An 18,066-nucleotide genomic window follows, 5' to 3' on the forward strand; every position below is an offset into this window, starting at 1 on the left:
AAAAATAAAAATGCGTTTCAGAAATGAAACGCATTTTTCGTAAAAGTCCCTCTCTTTTGGAGAGGGATTTAAGGTAAGGATCCTAGTTATTAAATCCCTCAATAATTTTAGAAAAATCATCTACTTTCAAAGCAGCACCGCCGATTAAACCACCGTCGATATCTGGTTGAGAAAATATTTCTTTCGCATTATCTGGTTTTACAGAACCGCCGTATAAAATTGAAATTTCATCAGCGACTTCCTTTCCGTACTTGTCGGCAATTAAACTTCTGATGTGGGCATGAATTTCCTGTGCCTGTTCCGGAGAAGCAGTTTCGCCTGTTCCGATGGCCCATACAGGTTCGTAAGCGATTACTACTTTTTTAATTTCTTCTGCAGTCAAAGTGAAAAGAGCAACTTCGGTTTGGTTTTTTACCACTTCGAAATGTTTGCCTGATTTTCTTTGCTCTAAAGTTTCACCATTACAGTAAATTGGCGTTAAACCTTTGTCCAAAGCTAATTTCACTTTTACATTACAGTGCGCATCAGTTTCACCGTGGTATTGTCTTCTCTCACTATGACCAATCAAAGTTCCCATTGCATGAATGGATTCCAGCATATCTGCTGAAATTTCTCCAGTATAAGCGCCACTTTCGTACTCGCTCATGTCTTGGGAGAAAACGCCGATTTCATTGTTTGAGAAAACGTCTTTGGCCATCATTAAATACATTGCTGGCGGTGCAATCCAAACTTCACAATTGGTACTGTTGTTCTTTTTATAGTCCAATAATTGAAACATCAGTTGTTGTGCTTCAATTACATTTTTATTCATTTTCCAGTTTCCTGCAACGATATTCTTTCTCATTTTCAAAGATTTAATTAAGTTTCCAAATAGTTTTTAAAAGCGTGTAGAATAGATGTTCGCGCTCTGATACTTCTTCATCTGCTTTGATCAAAGTCTTCGCAAACTGTACGAAAGATTTTCTCTCTTCTGGCGTTGAATCATCTAAAAAACAGTGCGCGTGAAATTCGAAATGATCTTTCCATTCTTCGGCTTGTAAAACAGCAATTGCGTCAAGCTCATTGTCTAAATTAATTTTGAAGGGAAATTCGTCCGCAAGATATTGTTGAATAAGCATTCCTTCTGCGGGCGCAAATTCGCCATCAACTGCGGAAAGGATCATCAGTAGGTGATAACCTGCAATTGATTTATTAGATTTGTGTTGATTTTGATTCATTATCTTTTATTTTTTTTGTTTAATATAATCTTCCGCAGAGCGTTTATCTACGATTTTTCCTTTTTCTAGAGTCAGTACGAAAGGGTTGCTTCTGGCAATTGTTTTAATCGCCGTTCCATCCATTACTGCATTATTAATGGTTTTAAAGGTATTTGGGTCGGTAGAAACTCCTAAAATTAAAGCATCTTTTTGTTGACTTAACTTTGCTTCTGCTTGCGCTAAAACATTGATGTTGGCATTTTTTGGATCGTATGCGAAAATCAATACTGCTTTTCGAGCTTTCAGAATTTCATCGGTCAAATCGACCCCATCTGTAGTTTCTGGTTTGAACTTAGAAATCTCTGACTCGTAACCTTGTTTAATTAATTTTGAGGTCGTTTTTCCTTCCTCAATCATCCAGGGCGAACCTTCTTCCCAATATTTTTTATCGTTTACATAATCGTCCTGATTCACTTCTAAAACTTCTCCTGTCTTTTCATTTTTAAGAGAGTAATAAGTTTTAAATACAGATGGATCTTTATCAATATTTTGCTTCTCGACGTTTAAGTCTGTGCCAATTTTATAATCTCTAAAGTCTACTACCGGTTCATGCGTAATTCCCCAGTTAATCACGAAAACCATAGTCATAAAAGCAAATGCAGAAAAATATTTCTTGAAATTGGTTTTATCTTCTGGCTCATTAAATTCATTTCGGTAAAGAAAATAAACGATGAGTAGTCCAATTAATAAAACAATGTCTTTCCAGAAACTTTGCCAAGGTTCCATTTTTAAAGCGTCACCGAAACAACCGCAATCGGTTACCACATTAAAGTAGGCCGAATAAAAAGTGAGGAAGGCAAAAAATACACACAACGCAATGAGCATCGACAATGTAAATTTCAGCTGAGTTTTAATGAGTAAGAAAAATCCGAAAACCATCTCAAAGACGACCACGATTACTGCCAATATCAGTGCTTGTTTTTCTAAGAATGGAATATTAAAAACGGAAGGTGAAAAGTATTCCTCTAATTTAAAAGAGAATCCAACTGGATCGACGCCTTTCACAAAACCAGAAATGATGAAAATAAGCGCAAGAATAATTCGGAGTATATTTTTCAACATTTTATATTAAATTATAGTAGGTTTAAAAACTTCTTTTTCTTCAGAAAACTTAATCAGACAGAAGACTGCATAATTGAGCATATCAAAATAATTGGCGTCAACACCTTCTGAAACTAAAGTTGCACCGGCGTTATCTTCGATTTGTTTTGTTCTTAAAACTTTCTGATAAATCAAATCGGTGATGGAAGAAATTCGCATTTCACGCCAAGCTTCACCATAATCGTGATTTTTCCGGAGCATTAGCTCTTTTGCTTCAAATGCAAATCGGTCATACATCTCCAAAATCTCATTTCTGTCCTGTTTAAAATCATCTGCAAAACCTTTCTCTAACTGGATCAAACCAATAATAGAGTAGTTCACAATCGCGATGAAATTTTCCTCTTCAGACTCGCCAACTTTAGAAACTCCCGTTGTTTGAAAATTTCTTAAGCTTTTAACTTTAATGAAAATTTGGTCGGTCAAAGAAGAAGTACGTAAAACGCGGAAAGAAGCGCCGTAATCCGACAGTTTATTGCTGAATAATTCACGGCAGACTTGAATAACTTCGTCGAACTGTTTTGATGTTTTTTGCATAAGATTTCTAAACTTTTCAAAGATAAGAATTTCGTTTGAGAGTTATCGGCTGATAGTTGGTAGAAATTGTATTTTTGTCGAATGAAAGCCAATATTTCCAACTCACGACCGAATCCGTTTTCAACCATGAATTATCGTGGTCAATTGATCGATTTATCGGAACCGAAAATTATGGGTATTCTCAATATTACGCCGGATTCTTTTTCAGATGGCGGACAATTTAATAATGAAAATGATGCACTTCGGCAGGTTGAAAAGATGATCAGTGAAGGTGCGTCAATGATTGACATCGGTGCACAATCTACCAGACCACAAGCTCAACTTCTTTCAGCAGAGGAAGAAATAAGTAGATTAGGAAGTTTAATTTCCAAAATCAAAAAAGAATTTCCTCAGATTTTAATTTCTTTAGACAGTTTTTATTCCGAAACGGTAAAGTTTGGTTTCGATGAAGGAATCGATCTGATAAATGATATTTCGGGCGGAATGTTTGACGATGAAATGTTTAAAACCGTCGCAAAAACGCAGCTTCCGTATATTTTAATGCATATCAATCCCACTTATGATTCAATGCATGACAAGTTGATCGATGAAGACATCATCTTAAAAATGAATTATTATTTTTCTGAGAAAATTCAAGAATTAAGAAGGCTGGGAATTAAAGATCTCATTCTGGATCCTGGATTTGGGTTTGGGAAAACGGTGGAGCAGAACCATCAAGTGATTGCAGAACTCGACATGATCAGTTTTGGAGAATACCCTTTACTGGTCGGTATTTCCCGAAAATCTTTTATTTATAAACCTTTAGGGAAATCACCTTTAGATATTGAAACAGAAACGCAGAAAATTCATTTAAAAGTTTTAGAAAAAGGAGCGAAAATTCTGCGTGTTCATGATGTTTTAGCAGCGAGGCAAACTATTGATCTGTTTCTGCAAACTCAATAGTTATTAAAAACGTTTTTTAGAAAAGTTTTCGGCAATCTAGATTTGACTTCTTCAAAAGAGTTTCAAAAGGTCGATTTTGTCAGACTGAGCTTGTCGATGTCTTATCGAAGATTTTGTCTATTATTAGTTTAAGCCAGACAATTTCTCAGCGTATTCCTCCGAAAACTGTTTCCGGTCTTCCTCTAACTTTTCCAAATTGTTTGGCAATAAATAGTTGAAGAGAACCTTTTCTTCATCATCCAAAAAGATGATTTCTTTCTTGTCTGCATCGATCATCTGAGCGAAAATTTCCCACATCGAAGTGTCTTTCATTTTCAACAATTCAAAAAAGGAACTTGCTTTAATCTGTATATTTTTCATTTCTAAAATCCTAAAAAATTGAGTTTTAACTGTATTGCGAAATTTTCTTTAAAGGTTGGCGTAGCGTAATATCCAACGCGATAAAAGAAACCTAAATTAAAAGGACTTCCTAAAAAGTTATTGGCTTCTAAACCGATTTCCTGATAAAAGTGATTCAGTTTTTCAAACTCGAAATCGTGAATTGCCGTGTTTTTCATATCGCCGGTAATTCCTCTGTAAACCATATCAAAGCTGGAAATCTTCTTTCCAAAGGTGCTGAAATAGAATGGAACTCGGTGCGTTAAATAATAACCTACAAATTTGTCATTGTAATATTTACCACCTTCCATAGTGGCAAAACCTAAGTAAGAAGTAAGGTTGAAATTCAAGGAACTTTCACCATTTCCTAAACCATTCACTGCAAATTGATTCCAGATAGGCGCGTCACCGGTAACCAAACCTGTATAAACACGAACGCCAGTAACACCGATTTTGGTCTTGAAACTATGCTGCATTAAAAAGTCAAATCTGCTGAAATTGAAGTCTCCGCCCAAAGTTTTTATTCCTTGTTCATAATTGAAATAAAATTCCGGATAATTCTGCTCGTAAGTTAATTTCCCAGATGGCGTCATCATCGTTTTGGAATTCGGTGAATATTTCAATGTCAGTTGCGTTGCGAAGTTTTCAAATTTATTGCCGAGATTATTGAAGTTATAATCAAATTTTGCTTCTTCACGATTTCTTTTTGCAGAAACTCTTAGCGTTAACGCATCTGTTAAATCATTTTCATAAGATACTTTAAAACCTTCAAAATGATAAAAATTATCGTTGTTAAGATCAACTCCAGAATTATTGATTTGCATTTTAAAGTTCCACAGATCTTCATTAAATCTACCGGCTGCATCGACATCGTTATAATATTCAGCACGGAAAAAGGAGGTTTTTTCTAATGTAGTTTTAATGTCGATTCCAGCGCCATATTTCAAGGCGGCATCTTTGAATCCATAACCAATGTAAGCATCCGGAGAAATGTATTTATTAAATTTCTCATTCATTTTTACCGCGACGCCAACTCTTATTCCTTCGTATTGATTATATTTTAATAATGAAAGCGCATCAAAATCCACATTTCCAACTCTGATCTTTCCTTTCAGAAATCCTGTTACAACATTTAGCTTTTGATCAAGATTGTATTTTTTTCCAACGCTGTCAATCTTGGTGTAAGTCATTTTTTCACGCGTCGTTAGCGAATCGGTTCTATATTCATCAAGAATATCACCATCAGAATTTTTCACAGACATCGAATAGCCAGCAAAATCTTTTTTCTTCTCTTCAATAGATGTTTTAAAATCAAAATAGTCAGCCATGATGAAAATATAATTTCCAAATTTTTGCTTCAATTTTTCATCCGAATCATCTTTGTTCTTTTTGTCCGATTTCTTTTCATTAAAAACGGTTGAACTCGTTTTAATTTTCAAGTTTTCCTTTAATAGAAACCACTTATTATCGATAGGTTTCCAAATACTGGTGATAGAACCTTCGCTTTTTTTCTTGCTGTTGCTCTCGATTTTTTTCAAACCATAAGTATCTGCGTCGACATAGATATAACCATTGAATTTTCGCTTCTGAATAGGATTTTTATAATCGGCCTGTCGAAATCTGATGACATAATTTTTGCGACCTTCGATCTCAATATTGTCCGTTAAAAAGTAACGATAAAGCGTGCGGTTTTCCAATTGAATTTCTTTCGGAATTTTATTTCTGTTTGAACGCAAAGCCAACATTTCATAAACAGGCTCTTTTAAACCTGCCACCCGATTATCTAAAATATTAATTTTTTCGCCGTATTTATTGGAGTATAAAAATTCGGAAGCTCGTTCCCACAAGAATAATTTACTGGTAGTCATCAGTTTCATCACATTCAAACTTTCGATAGAATCTTTCTTTTTTTCCGCAGATTGCACCGCTTTTGGAAGTAAACTCAATGAATCTAAACGGTGATTCAAATATTGATTGTATTGTTTAATACTATCTTCATCGAAATCGAAAGAAATTTTCTCGTAGGATTTAAAAGAATAAGAATCTAAACTGTATGGTGAATTATCTTTAAAACGATCATTCACTTTTTGTAAAATAGCCAAAGCGAGGGGATCACTTTTATCTAAAATGATCACACCTTCAATTGACTGCGTTTTAGGATCAGTTTTAGCCAGACCCAATTCCATCACTTTGTCCACAACTACTTCATCATCATAATAACCAGCAGCTTTAACATCAACTTTATCACATTTTGTTTTGAAGGTTAAAGTTCCTGCAGTATTGGTTTTACCCAAAAGTTTTCCGTTGCAAAGAACAGATGCATTAGGAATTGGAGTTCTTTCTCCTGTTTTTATAACGGTGATTTTTGACTGACCAAAAGCAAAAAGGCCAAGAAATAAGAAGACAATCGAAATCTGTTTTTTCATAGAAAACAAAAGTATTCAAAAAAATCAAAGATTCAGCGTTAGATATCATTTAGTTACTGTTTTCTGCATTAAATTTCGGTCATAGCTTTTAGCAATAACATCGTTTAAAATGAAATAATTTGTACTTTAGTTCAATGAAAAAAATCTGTATTCTTGGAATTATTTTATTGAATGTTTCTGTTTTCTCCCAAACCAAAGGATTGACTGATGACGGAAAAGAAGTGGTGTTGTTTGACAATGGAACCTGGAAGTTTGTGAATGAAAGTGACGCTAAAAGTTTAGAAACCATTTCTACCAACGATTTCCTTTTTAAGAAAAGTAACGATGCGGGATTTTTGATGAGGAGTAAAAAATTAGACATGGGACTTTATTTCAATCCTCCTGAATGGAAAGTTTCACCCGAAAAAGTGAGTCCATACGTGGAATATATGTTCCGCGCCAATGCCGAAGATCAAATTATCGGGTTTCTGATCACGGAAAAAGTGCAAGTTCCGACCTTGAAAAATCTAAGAGATATTTTATTGATGGGTGTACAGAAAAATGCTGATTTTTTCCGATTAAAAGAATCTGAATACGGTACCGTAAACGGTTTGAAAGTTTTATATATCCGGTACATTGCCAATACGAAAGGTTTAGATTTCGAATATGCAGGCAATTATTATCTGAATGATCTGGGATATTGTGGAGTGGTCGCATTTTCTCCGCAAAACAGCTTTGAAAAAAACTCCGTTAAAATTCATGAATTCTTAAACGGAATCTCTAGCGCAAAAAAGGATGAACGTACGGAAGTTACACAATATTCAGCGCCGCCACCTCCGATGAGATCTAAGAAATAAGAGCTAGGAGATTCTTCCCCATTTATTTTTGCCTTTGTATTGCTTGGCGTAATACGTTCGCAGCTCAAAATTGTCAGGATGTTCTAAATGTGGATCATTTTCAAGTAATTTTTCTACGGTTCCTTTGGCGACTTTAATAATTTTTCCATCAGCAATGAGATCTAATTTTTTAAAGTCAACCACGCCACTTTGTTGGGTTCCCAGAATATCTCCAGGACCGCGAAGTTTCATATCGACTTCTGAAATTTTAAAACCGTCGTTGGTTTCGACCATGGTTTTCATTCGCGTTCGGCTGTCACTGGAAAGTTTATCGGAAGTGACCAGAATGCAATAACTCTGTTCGGCACCACGGCCAACTCGTCCACGAAGTTGATGAAGTTGTGACAAGCCAAATCTTTCGGCACTTTCGATGATCATAACTGAAGCATTCGGAACATTTACGCCAACTTCAATAACGGTAGTGGCAACCATAATATGGGCTTTTCCGGAAGCGAAATATTGCATCGCCGCTTCTTTCTCAGCAGGTTTCATTCTACCGTGAAGTATGGTTACATTGAATCCTTCATAAAATTCTAAAATATGGTCAAAATTTTCGAGCAGGTTTTTGTAATCTAAAGTTTCTGATTCTTCAATTAAAGGATAAACGAAATAGATCTGTCGGCCTTTTTCAATCTCCTCTTTTGCAAATCTGAAAATTGTTAACCGGTCTTTTTCACGACGGTGAGCCGTGATGATTGCTTTTCTTCCGACCGGTAATTCATCGATCACCGAAACGTCTAAATCGCTGTAGAAACTCATGGCCAAAGTCCGTGGAATCGGCGTTGCAGTCATGACGAGAATGTGTGGAGCTATTTTGTTTTTCGCCCATAATTTGGCTCTTTGAGCAACGCCAAAACGATGTTGTTCGTCAATAATCGCGAGTCCTAAATTTTTAAATTGTACAATATCTTCTAAAACGGCGTGCGTTCCGATCAAAATAGAAAGTTCACCTGAAAGAAGTTCCTGATGAATAATTTTTCGATCTGAAGTTTTGGTAGAACCCGTTAACAATCGGACTTTAATATTGGTTTGTGCTAAAAGTTCCTGAATAGAATTAAAATGCTGTTGCGCTAATATTTCAGTTGGTGCCATCAGACAACTTTGAAAATTATTATCAAGCGCTATTAACATTGACAAAAGGGCAACCATCGTTTTTCCCGAACCTACATCACCTTGAAGCAGCCGATTCATCTGAATCGGTTTTTTCATATCGGTGCGAATTTCCTTTAAAACCCTTTTCTGAGCATTGGTCAGTTCAAACGGAATATAATTGTTGTAAAACTGATTGAAATTTTCGCCGATTTTAGGAAATGGATTGCCGACTACGGAGGCTTTGTGATGTTGCTTCTTCAAACCATAACCTAATTGAAAGAAAAAAGCTTCTTCGAACTTGACACGATTTTCAGCATGCTGAAAATGAACCAGATCTTTTGGAAAATGAATATTGTACAAAGCCGGAATTCTTCCGATTAGATTTAAACTTTTCATTAAAGAATCAGGAAGGTTTTCAGAAACCAGATTGGGTAAGTTTTTAACAATATCTGCAGTTATCGTTTGAAAGAACTTGTTGTTCAATCCACGCTTTGACAGTTTTTCACTTCCCGGATAAATAGGTAAAAGTGTTCCGTGCAGCGCTTTTTTTTCGTCAACTTCAATTTCGGGATGCGGCATTGAAAATAATCCATTGAATTCATTGATTTTACCAAAGACGAAAATTTCCTGGTTTAAAGGAATTTGCTCTTTCATCCATTTTGAATACCGGAACCAAACCAGTTCCAGCGTTCCGGAATCATCCCGGAATTTAGCGGTTAATCTCTTTTGACCTTTTCCATAAGCCACTTCTTGGATATCGGTTATTCTTCCTTTCAATTGAATTTCAGCCTCAAGATCTGCTTTTAAATTTCCGATTTTATGAACAATACTTTTATCAATATACCGCAAAGGGTAGAAGGTCAGAAAATCTTCCACGGTTGTAAATCCTAAAACATTTTTAATGAATTTGGCGCGTTCGGGACCGATTCCCTTCAAAAATTCAATGGAAGTTTCTAAAGTCAAAAGTGATTGATCAGAGGTTTCATGAGAAAGAGCGAATTTCGTTAAAATAAAAAAGACTTCCAAAATTTAATTGAAAGTCTTTGATTTTTGTAGTTGAAACCGAATTATTAATCTTTAATGCTGGACCTAAATTTCTTCTGATAGCTTTCCCAACCTTCACGCGTATTGATTTTCTTGTACTCGTTAGCGGCAATGAAAGGAATATAAGGTTCTAATTCTTTTGCGGTCAAAGCTCCTTGAAGAATCGTTATTGGATTTCCACTTTCGTCTAGGAAAACAGCTGATGGAATCGCATTAACATTCATATATTTCGTAAAATCGTGCATTGAATTTTTTTTCTTTCCCTCAGCAAAATCTGAATTGGTAAATGTTCTGCCAAATACCGTAACATTTTCTTGCCCTTCTGCATTAAATTTTACGGGATAATAGTTGTCATTTAGATAAGCAGCAATCATCGGTTGGTTGTAGGTGTTTTTGTCCATCACCTTGCACGGAGCACACCAATCGGTGTAGAAGTTGATCAATATTTTTTTCGGAACTGTTTTTTGAGCTTCAATCGCTTGCTCCAAAGTCATCCAGTTGACTTGCGACGAAGCCAGAAAGGTTATGAACAGCGAAAATAAAAGAGTAATTTTTTTCATCTTACGTTTGATGGCTAAAGTCGTACCAAGTTAAAGATTATCTAACTTCCTGCATCAATTTTTTAACTAATGGTGAAATTAAAATTAAAACAATCCCGGCAATCACCGCGTACAAACCTAAATCTTTATAGCCTGAAGTATAAGCCTGCAATTTTTCTATGTTCGAAGCGCCCTCACGTGCTGTCGCCATATTAGCGCCAATAAGTCCAGCCACATATTGTCCGTAGGCCGAAGCTAAAAACCACATTCCCATCATCATTCCCTGCAACTTCTGAGTAGAAAGTTTCGTCATGATCGATAATCCGATTGGTGACAGGCACATTTCTCCAAGGGTAATAATGAATAAGGCGATGGTAAATAAACTTAGAGAGGTAACACCAGCCACATTTGCGAAAAATTTAGTTGCATAAATCGCATAAAAACCAAGACCCAGAAATACGAAACCTAAACCAAATTTAATAATTGTGTTGGGTTCTAATTTCTTTTTACTTAGCCAAATCCAAAGCAAACCAATTGGTACCGCAACCAGTAAAATAAAGAACGCACCTCCAGAATTATTAACACCGTTTGGATCTAAGCCGAGCAAGTCATTATTTAAATTGTGAGCAGCGAAAATACTTAGCGAGCCACCACTTTGTTCGTAGATTCCCCAAAATATAATTGAGAAGAAGATGAAAATCAGGGCTGCAAAAAGTTTATTTCTTTCTGGCTTATTGACTTTAGACATTTCATAAAATAAATAAATCAGAGTTAATGGACCGACGACGTACATGAAATAATCGGTATACTCTGTTTTGGCAACCATCACCATGATCATCGGAATGAAAACCAGAGATAGCGCATAAACAGCGTATTCTTTCCATTTCTCCATGTCTACTTCTTCGCCAGTCTTTAATGTTTTTTTCGGTTGAAGTCCAATCGGACCTAAACTTCTTTGAGTGAAAACAAAATTAATTAAACTGATCACCATTACAACTGCAGCTAAACCAAAAGCAACATTCCAGTGCAATCCTTCCGGGATCAAATGCGAAAGTAACTCGCCTTTTCCAATAGCGATACAAAGATATCCACCGAGTAAAGCACCTAAATTAATTCCGGCATAGAAGAGAGAGAAACCTGCGTCTGTACGGTTATCACCTTTTTTATATAGCTTTCCAACCATAGTGGAAATATTGGGTTTAAAGAAACCTGTTCCTACAACGGTAAAAGAAATCCCGATGAAAAAATAATCATGCGGATTGGCTGCTAAAATCATACTCCCGATGATCATTAGAAATCCACCCCAGAATAAAGATTTACGGAAACCTAAAATTTTATCTGCAAACAGACCACCTACAAAGGTGAAAGCATATACAAAGGCTTGTGTAGCTCCATATTGAAGATTGGCTTCTTTCTCCGCCAGATTTAATTGTGAAATCATAAAGAAGACCAGCATTCCGCGCATTCCATAGAAACAAAAACGTTCCCACATTTCCGAGAAAAAGAGGGACCAAATCTGTTTCGGATATTTTCCTTTAAAATCCTGAATTTGTTCGAGAGTTAAGTTCATAGGTAATGAGTAATTAGTAATTAGAAATGCTGAACAAATGTTTATAAGAAATCTTCAAATAAAGAAAACACTACTTATAAATTTTGGACAAACGAAAATAGAAAAAACCACCGAGTTATCGATGGTTTTTGTAATTTTTATTTTTTGAGAAGCTTAATGAATTCCTTTCATAAATTTATTCAATAGCGGCGAAAGTAGTAATAGACATGCTCCAGAAGCCAACATCAGATACGTAATAAATGGATATAAGGCAAAATCATAAGTTGTTAAGATTTGCTCTAAAGTTGCTGCAAGGTAGTTACCTAATGCAAAACTCGCCATCCAAACACCCATCATAATAGAGGTAATGTTACTTGGTGAAAGTTTAGTTACCATAGATAGTCCGATTGGTGATAACATTAGTTCTCCAACAGTTAACAATGCGTAAACAACTACCAACCACATTGGGCTAACGATATTTCCAGCATCTGCACTGTTTTGAGCTTGTGTCATAATAAAGAAAGCAAATGCACCAACAAACATTGCCATTGCAAATTTGATCGGAGTTCTTGGATTCAATCTTTTTGCTGCTAACTTCACCCATAAGATCGAGAAAAGCGGAGCTAAAGTCACAATTACAATTGGGTTAATATTTTGGAACCAAGTTGTTGGGATTTCAAAACCACCTACAACTCTGTCCGTATTTTCTTGAGCAAAAAGGTTGAATGTCCCTCCGGCCTGTTCGAAACCTGCCCAGAAAACGATGTTAAAGAAGGCTAAGATTAAGATTACAAAAACCCTGGTCCATTCGGTAGATCCGTTTGTTCCTTTAAAAATAGACATTCCAATGAATCCAACACCAGCAATACCTAAGGCCCAAACCATGATCGTGTGAATCATTTCTGAAGTGTTGTTCCAAATAAACATTACCAATACAACAAATGCAATGTTTCCGATGGTGTAAAGAATAACGTCTCTCCAGTCTTTTCCAACTAAGTCAGTCATTCCTTTTTCTTTATATCCTGGTGGAAGTCCTTTGTCTCCTAAAGTACCTCTCCGTGCATAAAACCAAAGAACCCCTAAAAGCATACCTAGACCTGCAGCAAGATAACCGTAAGGCCAACCTACTTTTTCACCTAAAGTCCCTGCAATAAAAGGAGAAAGGAAAGCACCAATATTAATACCCATGTAGAAGATGGTAAAAGCACCATCTTTTCTTGGATCATCATTGTCGTATAAATCACCAACGATGGTTGAAATATTTGGTTTAAAGAATCCGTTTCCTAAAATTAAAACTCCTAATCCTAAATAGAATAGGTTTTTTCTTGTCTCAACATCTGCAAATAAATCAATAGAAGACCCAGCAGCCAACATGAACTGACCGACAGCCATTACTAATCCACCGACTAAAATAGATTTCCTTTGACCTAAGATTTTATCTGCAAACCAACCACCCAAAATTGGGGTAAGGTAAACTAAGGCAGTAAAAACACCGTAAACCGATAAAGATTCAGCCCGATCAAGACCGAAACCTCCTGTAGCTAATTCGGCGGTTAAGAAAATTGTTAATAGGGCACGCATTCCATAATAGGAAAATCGCTCCCACATTTCAGTAAAGAACAAGGTGTATAATCCTTTAGGATGACCTTGTTGTGGCTGTGTAGTATCCATATTTTTTATTGTTTGTTTAACATTCGGGAACAAATATAGTTTTTTTTTCTATTTACGAAGAAGCATGAATGGTAATTAAATGAGAAAAGTGCTGAATTATACAGCACTTTTCCCTTTATATTTTATTAAAGCGATTAATTAATCCCTCTTTCTTTCATAATCTTATTAAGTCTCTTCAAAATTGATAGACCTAAAATGGTTGCAATTAGTAATAAACCAAAGTTAACGACAAAGAAATATGCTTTGTTATCGTACTCGTACCAGAAACTTGCAAGTACTCCAGATAGCTTATTTCCGATAGAAGTAGACAGGAAGAAGCCTCCCATCATCAATGCTGTAAGTCTTGGTGGGGAAAGTTTTGAAACCAGTGATAATCCCATCGGTGACAACATTAATTCGCCCAAAGTGATCACCCCATAGGATGCGATTAGCCAAATAGCTGAAACTTTTATCAATCCATTATCTCCGGCATAAACTGCTCCTACCATGACCAAACAGGAAAGGGCAGAAATGAATAGCCCTAAAACAATTTTAGTTGGAGTAGTCGGTTCTTTTCCTCTTCGCCGTAGTATCATAAAGAATCCGACGACGATAGGGGTGAGTATGATGACCCATCCAGGATTGATTGACTGGAATAATTCGGTATTATAAAGGGCCACCTCCTGATTGGGATTTGCTTCCAGGCTTGCCCGATCTTTTTCAGAAATATTTCTAAAATAAATATCCTGACCTTGCTCTTTCACTGGTTTTCCTTCTTCATCTTTCAATGTTCTATATTGATCATCGTAAGCGGAAACCTCTTTCATTTCATAAGTTTTTCCTTGAACTCCGTCTTTACCATCAATTAGATTGATTGCTCTTAAAGGCTCTATTAATGGTGCGGGAATGGAACGATCGGTATAGTTATTTGCCCAACGTGTTAAAGCGGTTCCGTTTTGTTTAAATACCGCCCAGAACATTAAACTCACAGCGAAAATTGCAAGTAAGGCTCCGATTGGCTTTTTATCTTCTGCATTCGCTTTTACATAAAGCATGATGTAGAAGTAGATCACCGGAATACAAGCAAAAATAAAGGCATCGGTAGAATCAGTTCCGAAGATGTTTCCTGGAAGCATCCAACCAATAACTCCAGCCACGATTGCTGGCAAGAATACCTTCAATAATACATCAGAAATTTTGGTATCACCTTCTTGTGAAGGCTTTAATATATTGGCTTCCAAAATATGTCTTCTTCCAAGGGTAAATACGAAAAGACCGATAAACATACCGACTCCGGCAGTCATGAACGCGGGTCCCCAACCGTATTTGTTACGCATAAAAGCTGCGATGATATTACAGATAAACGCTCCGATATTAATTCCCATATAGAAAATATTGTATCCCGCATCTTTATTGGCTTTGTAAGGTTCTTCGTTATATAGATTTCCTAAAAGTGTAGAAATACTTGGTTTAAAGAAACCATTTCCTAAAATTACCAATCCTAGTGAAGCGTAGAATAATGGCAATTCTTTAAACAATCCAATACCCAAATATCCCAATCCCATTAGAGTTCCTCCTATGTAAATTGCTTTGATATAGCCTAAAAGTTTATCGGCTAAAAATCCACCTAAAAATGGCGTAAGATAAGTTAGTGCGATAAAGGTTCCGAAAATATCATCTGCACTTTTATCATTAAAAGCGAGACCTCCTTTTTCACTATCGATCATATAAAGCACGAAGATTCCGAGAATTAAATAGTATCCGAATCGTTCCCACATTTCTGTGAAAAACAGATAGGGTAGACCTTTAGGGTGTTTGCTGGTTGTTTTTTGTTCCATTTTCAAAGTTTAAGTTGAGCAAATATATATTATTAAGATTAAATATAAAAAAGCTCTCAAATTGTATTTAGAGAGCTGATTTTATCGTGAATTTCATTAAAGATTTTCAAGCAAAAAGTTGGTCATTTTCTGATACAATTGCGGACGAGTCTGTCCACCGTAAATACCGTGATTTTTATCGGGATACGCCATAAATTCAAACTGTTTATTATTTTGAATTAAAGCTTGTGAAAATTCCATGGCATTTTGAAAATGCACATTATCATCGGCTGTGCCGTGGATTAGAAGGTATTTCCCCTTTAATAAATTAGCGTAAGTTGTTGGCGAATTATCATCATATCCATCTGGATTTTCTTGAGGAGTTCTCATAAATCTTTCGGTATAAATAGAGTCGTAATATCTCCAGTTGGTCACGGGCGCCACAGCGATTCCTGCTTTGAAAACATCTGTACCTTTGGTTAAAGCCAAACTCGCCATATACCCTCCATAACTCCAGCCGAAAATTCCGATTCGGTCTTTGTTGATATAAGATTGTTTACCAAACCATTTTGCGGCAGCGATTTGATCATCGATTTCGAATTTACCCAGGTTCAGATAAGTGGTTTTCTTGTATTCAGTTCCTTTGTAACCAGTTCCACGGCCATCAACACAGGCAACGATATATCCTTTTTGAACCAAGTGATTAAACCATAACCCGTTTCCTTGATCCCAAGAATTGCTTACTTGCTGAGAACCAGGCCCAGAATACTGGAACATAAATAGAGGATATTTTTTGTTTGGATCAAAATCTTTTGGCTTCATCACCCAGGCATTCATCTGATCTCCAGCTTCGTTAGGAATCGTCATGAATTCTTTGATGACCATATTATCCTGCTGTAGTTTTTTCAACTGTTCTTCATTATTCTGAAGTTCTTTCAAAGTTTTTCCATTTCCATCTTTTAAAACATAGGTGTACGGTTTTGCAGCAGACGAAGAAGTTTCAATGAAATAATTATAATTCTGACTAAAATTAGCACTGTTGGTGCCAGTAGAATTCGAGATCAAAGTCGTTTTTCCAGTATTGATATTCACTTTTGAAACTACTTTATTAATGCTTCCCTGTTGCGTAGTTTGAATAAAAACTTCTTGGGTTTTAGGATTATAGCCATAATAATTGGTTACCTCCCAATCTCCTTTCGTAATTTGCTTTTTCAACTTACCATTTTGATCATACCAATACAAATGACGGTTACCATCACGTTCAGCTCCCCAAATAAATGAATTATCGGCTAAGAATTCCAAAGTTACATTGTCAGTATCGATCCATCTTTTATCAGATTCGGTGAATAATTTCGTGATCGCTCCGGTTTTGGTATTTACTTTTAAAACATCAGACGCATTTTGCAAACGCTCTGAAGTAATTAAAATAATTTCGTCCGCTTTTGCCGTTTTGTAAACATCAGGAATATAGTAGTTCTTGAAGTTGCTTAAATTTAAAGCGATCGTTTTCGCCGAATCTAAACGGTATAACTGTGCTGAAACTACAGAGTTGTTTTCCCCTGCTTTTGGATATTTAAAACGCATTTCAGAAGGGTAGAGTTGCTTACCGTAAATGGGAATCGACATTTCGGGAACTTCAGATTCATTTGATTTTACAAAAACGATCGCATCTGAATTTTTGGTCCATTCATACAATTTGGCATGTCCGAATTCTTCTTCGTACACCCAATCTCCAAGTCCATTGAGAATTGAATTTTTCTTTCCGTCAGTGGTGATCTGTGTAATTTTACCGGAGTTTAGATCCTGATAAAAAAGGTTGTTATCAGCGATAAAAGCTACCTTACTTCCATCAGGAGAAAAAGTGGGTTCCTGAACAAAGTTTCCATTATTAAGATTAAGAACTTTTCCGGATTTTAAGTCTTTCACATCAAATTTCCCTAAGAATGAATGTCTGTAAATGGGTTCGCTTTCTTTTAACAAAAGGATTTTCGATTCGTCATCATTAAAGATATAAGATTGAAAATTTCCGTCGACAATATTTCCTTCTTTTTGAGTTGTTCTATACGAATATTTCGCAATTCCACCTTGTTCGTTAACGATGTAGTTTTCACCATTTTTAAGAGATGAAATTCCCGAAATTCCTTTACCTCGATAATAACCAGAATATATTTTGTCTAAAGTTATTTCTTGAGAGAAAAAGGCTACCGAGGCTAAAATAGAAATTGAGAAGAGGATTTTTTTCATAATATTTTTGATAAGATTTCAAAGATAGTAAATTTCTTAAAATACCGTTAAACTTTCTGTTAGTCAGTTTTAATGGCCAAATAATTGTTATCTTTTACCTAATCAAAAAAAATAAATTATGAAAACGTTTAATTCGGAAAATCTGGTAAAATATGAAATGGATGAAAAACAGATCGTTGTAGGATTTCCAAACTACGAAGAAGCTGAAAATTATGCAGCACAAAATTTGGGTGATTTGGTAGAGGTTGGTTTCAAAGATGGAAATGATAACCCAATGATTACCAATGAGGCTTCTTTAGTCTCCAGAAAAATGCATTTTTTTGTTGAAGCTGGTCCAGAATATCGATTTATTCACTCCGCAGATCCGGCTTTTAGAGAATACGCAGATCAATTGCAGGAAAGAAAATCAGATTTGGATGAAGAAAGTCCAGAGGAAAAATATTTTGCCAACGCTGAAATTGAAATTTCTGAAGATCCTATCATCGTTTTAAAAAATAACGAGTTCGAATCGGTAACTTCCAGAGAACGTTCTAAATATTTAAAACAAGCCAATGTTTATGAAATCGGCGTTTCAAAACCTCTTGAGGATTAGAAGTTTATTTTAAAAACATAATGAATA

15 protein-coding genes are annotated in these 18,066 nt (G+C 35.8%); 3 read left to right on the plus strand and 12 right to left on the minus strand.

All coding sequences use genetic code 11. The features are described 5' to 3' along the window. Positions 1 to 82: 82 nt before the first annotated feature. The 4 genes from tpiA to ACEYOS_RS12690 are packed head-to-tail and all read right to left on the minus strand — an operon-like array spanning position 83 to position 2,891. Positions 83 to 844, minus strand: coding sequence for a triose-phosphate isomerase (gene tpiA, locus ACEYOS_RS12675; protein ID WP_373709056.1), 762 nt, complete (start codon positions 842 to 844; stop codon positions 83 to 85). 10 nt (positions 845 to 854) lie between these two features. Continuing rightward, positions 855 to 1,217 carry a TerB family tellurite resistance protein gene (locus ACEYOS_RS12680; protein ID WP_373709055.1) on the minus strand — a complete coding sequence of 121 codons (363 nt, stop codon included), beginning with the start codon at positions 1,215 to 1,217 and terminating at the stop codon, positions 855 to 857. A gap of 6 nt (positions 1,218 to 1,223) precedes the next feature. Next, the gene (locus tag ACEYOS_RS12685; protein ID WP_373709054.1) at positions 1,224 to 2,318 is read right to left on the minus strand and encodes a BT_3928 family protein; all 1,095 of its coding nucleotides are present in this window, start codon (positions 2,316 to 2,318) and stop codon (positions 1,224 to 1,226) included. A 6-nt stretch (positions 2,319 to 2,324) separates the two neighbouring features. Next, positions 2,325 to 2,891 (minus strand): DUF1599 domain-containing protein, encoded by a 567-nt coding sequence (locus ACEYOS_RS12690; RefSeq protein ID WP_373709053.1) that lies wholly within the window; start codon positions 2,889 to 2,891, stop codon positions 2,325 to 2,327. Positions 2,892 to 2,972: 81 nt separating this feature from the next. On the opposite strand from ACEYOS_RS12690, the gene folP reads away from it, so the two are divergent. Beyond that, the gene (folP, locus tag ACEYOS_RS12695) at positions 2,973 to 3,833 is read left to right on the plus strand and encodes a dihydropteroate synthase (RefSeq protein ID WP_373709052.1); all 861 of its coding nucleotides are present in this window, start codon (positions 2,973 to 2,975) and stop codon (positions 3,831 to 3,833) included. Between the two features lie 123 nt (positions 3,834 to 3,956). Here folP and ACEYOS_RS12700 read toward each other — a convergent pair whose 3' ends face one another. Further along, on the minus strand, positions 3,957 to 4,193 hold the full coding sequence (locus ACEYOS_RS12700; protein ID WP_373709051.1) for a hypothetical protein: 237 nt from the start codon (positions 4,191 to 4,193) through the stop codon (positions 3,957 to 3,959). A 2-nt stretch (positions 4,194 to 4,195) separates the two neighbouring features. Then, on the minus strand, positions 4,196 to 6,637 hold the full coding sequence (locus tag ACEYOS_RS12705; RefSeq protein ID WP_373709050.1) for a DUF5686 family protein: 2,442 nt from the start codon (positions 6,635 to 6,637) through the stop codon (positions 4,196 to 4,198). Positions 6,638 to 6,771: 134 nt separating this feature from the next. Here ACEYOS_RS12705 and ACEYOS_RS12710 point away from each other — a divergent pair, with 134 nt between their 5' ends. Beyond that, on the plus strand, positions 6,772 to 7,473 hold the full coding sequence (locus ACEYOS_RS12710) for a hypothetical protein (protein ID WP_373709049.1): 702 nt from the start codon (positions 6,772 to 6,774) through the stop codon (positions 7,471 to 7,473). A gap of 3 nt (positions 7,474 to 7,476) precedes the next feature. On the opposite strand, the gene recG is transcribed toward ACEYOS_RS12710, so the two are convergent. From recG to ACEYOS_RS12740, 6 genes are all read right to left on the minus strand, one after another. Beyond that, positions 7,477 to 9,615 carry an ATP-dependent DNA helicase RecG gene (gene recG, locus ACEYOS_RS12715; RefSeq protein WP_373709083.1) on the minus strand — a complete coding sequence of 713 codons (2,139 nt, stop codon included), beginning with the start codon at positions 9,613 to 9,615 and terminating at the stop codon, positions 7,477 to 7,479. A gap of 59 nt (positions 9,616 to 9,674) precedes the next feature. Then, positions 9,675 to 10,208 (minus strand): thioredoxin family protein, encoded by a 534-nt coding sequence (locus ACEYOS_RS12720; protein ID WP_373709048.1) that lies wholly within the window; start codon positions 10,206 to 10,208, stop codon positions 9,675 to 9,677. 37 nt (positions 10,209 to 10,245) lie between these two features. Next, positions 10,246 to 11,757 (minus strand): peptide MFS transporter, encoded by a 1,512-nt coding sequence (locus tag ACEYOS_RS12725; RefSeq protein ID WP_373709047.1) that lies wholly within the window; start codon positions 11,755 to 11,757, stop codon positions 10,246 to 10,248. 153 nt (positions 11,758 to 11,910) lie between these two features. Then, complete coding sequence (locus ACEYOS_RS12730; protein ID WP_373709046.1) at positions 11,911 to 13,407, minus strand: peptide MFS transporter; 1,497 nt, start codon at positions 13,405 to 13,407, stop codon at positions 11,911 to 11,913. Between the two features lie 134 nt (positions 13,408 to 13,541). Beyond that, complete coding sequence (locus ACEYOS_RS12735; protein ID WP_373709045.1) at positions 13,542 to 15,224, minus strand: peptide MFS transporter; 1,683 nt, start codon at positions 15,222 to 15,224, stop codon at positions 13,542 to 13,544. Positions 15,225 to 15,320: 96 nt separating this feature from the next. Next, on the minus strand, positions 15,321 to 17,447 hold the full coding sequence (locus ACEYOS_RS12740) for an alpha/beta fold hydrolase (RefSeq protein WP_373709044.1): 2,127 nt from the start codon (positions 17,445 to 17,447) through the stop codon (positions 15,321 to 15,323). A 118-nt stretch (positions 17,448 to 17,565) separates the two neighbouring features. Here ACEYOS_RS12740 and ACEYOS_RS12745 point away from each other — a divergent pair, with 118 nt between their 5' ends. Then, the gene (locus tag ACEYOS_RS12745) at positions 17,566 to 18,039 is read left to right on the plus strand and encodes a hypothetical protein (protein WP_373709043.1); all 474 of its coding nucleotides are present in this window, start codon (positions 17,566 to 17,568) and stop codon (positions 18,037 to 18,039) included. Positions 18,040 to 18,066 lie beyond the last annotated feature (27 nt).

The sequence above is a fragment of the Kaistella sp. genome (assembly GCF_041824135.1).
GTDB lineage: Bacteria > Bacteroidota > Bacteroidia > Flavobacteriales > Weeksellaceae > Kaistella.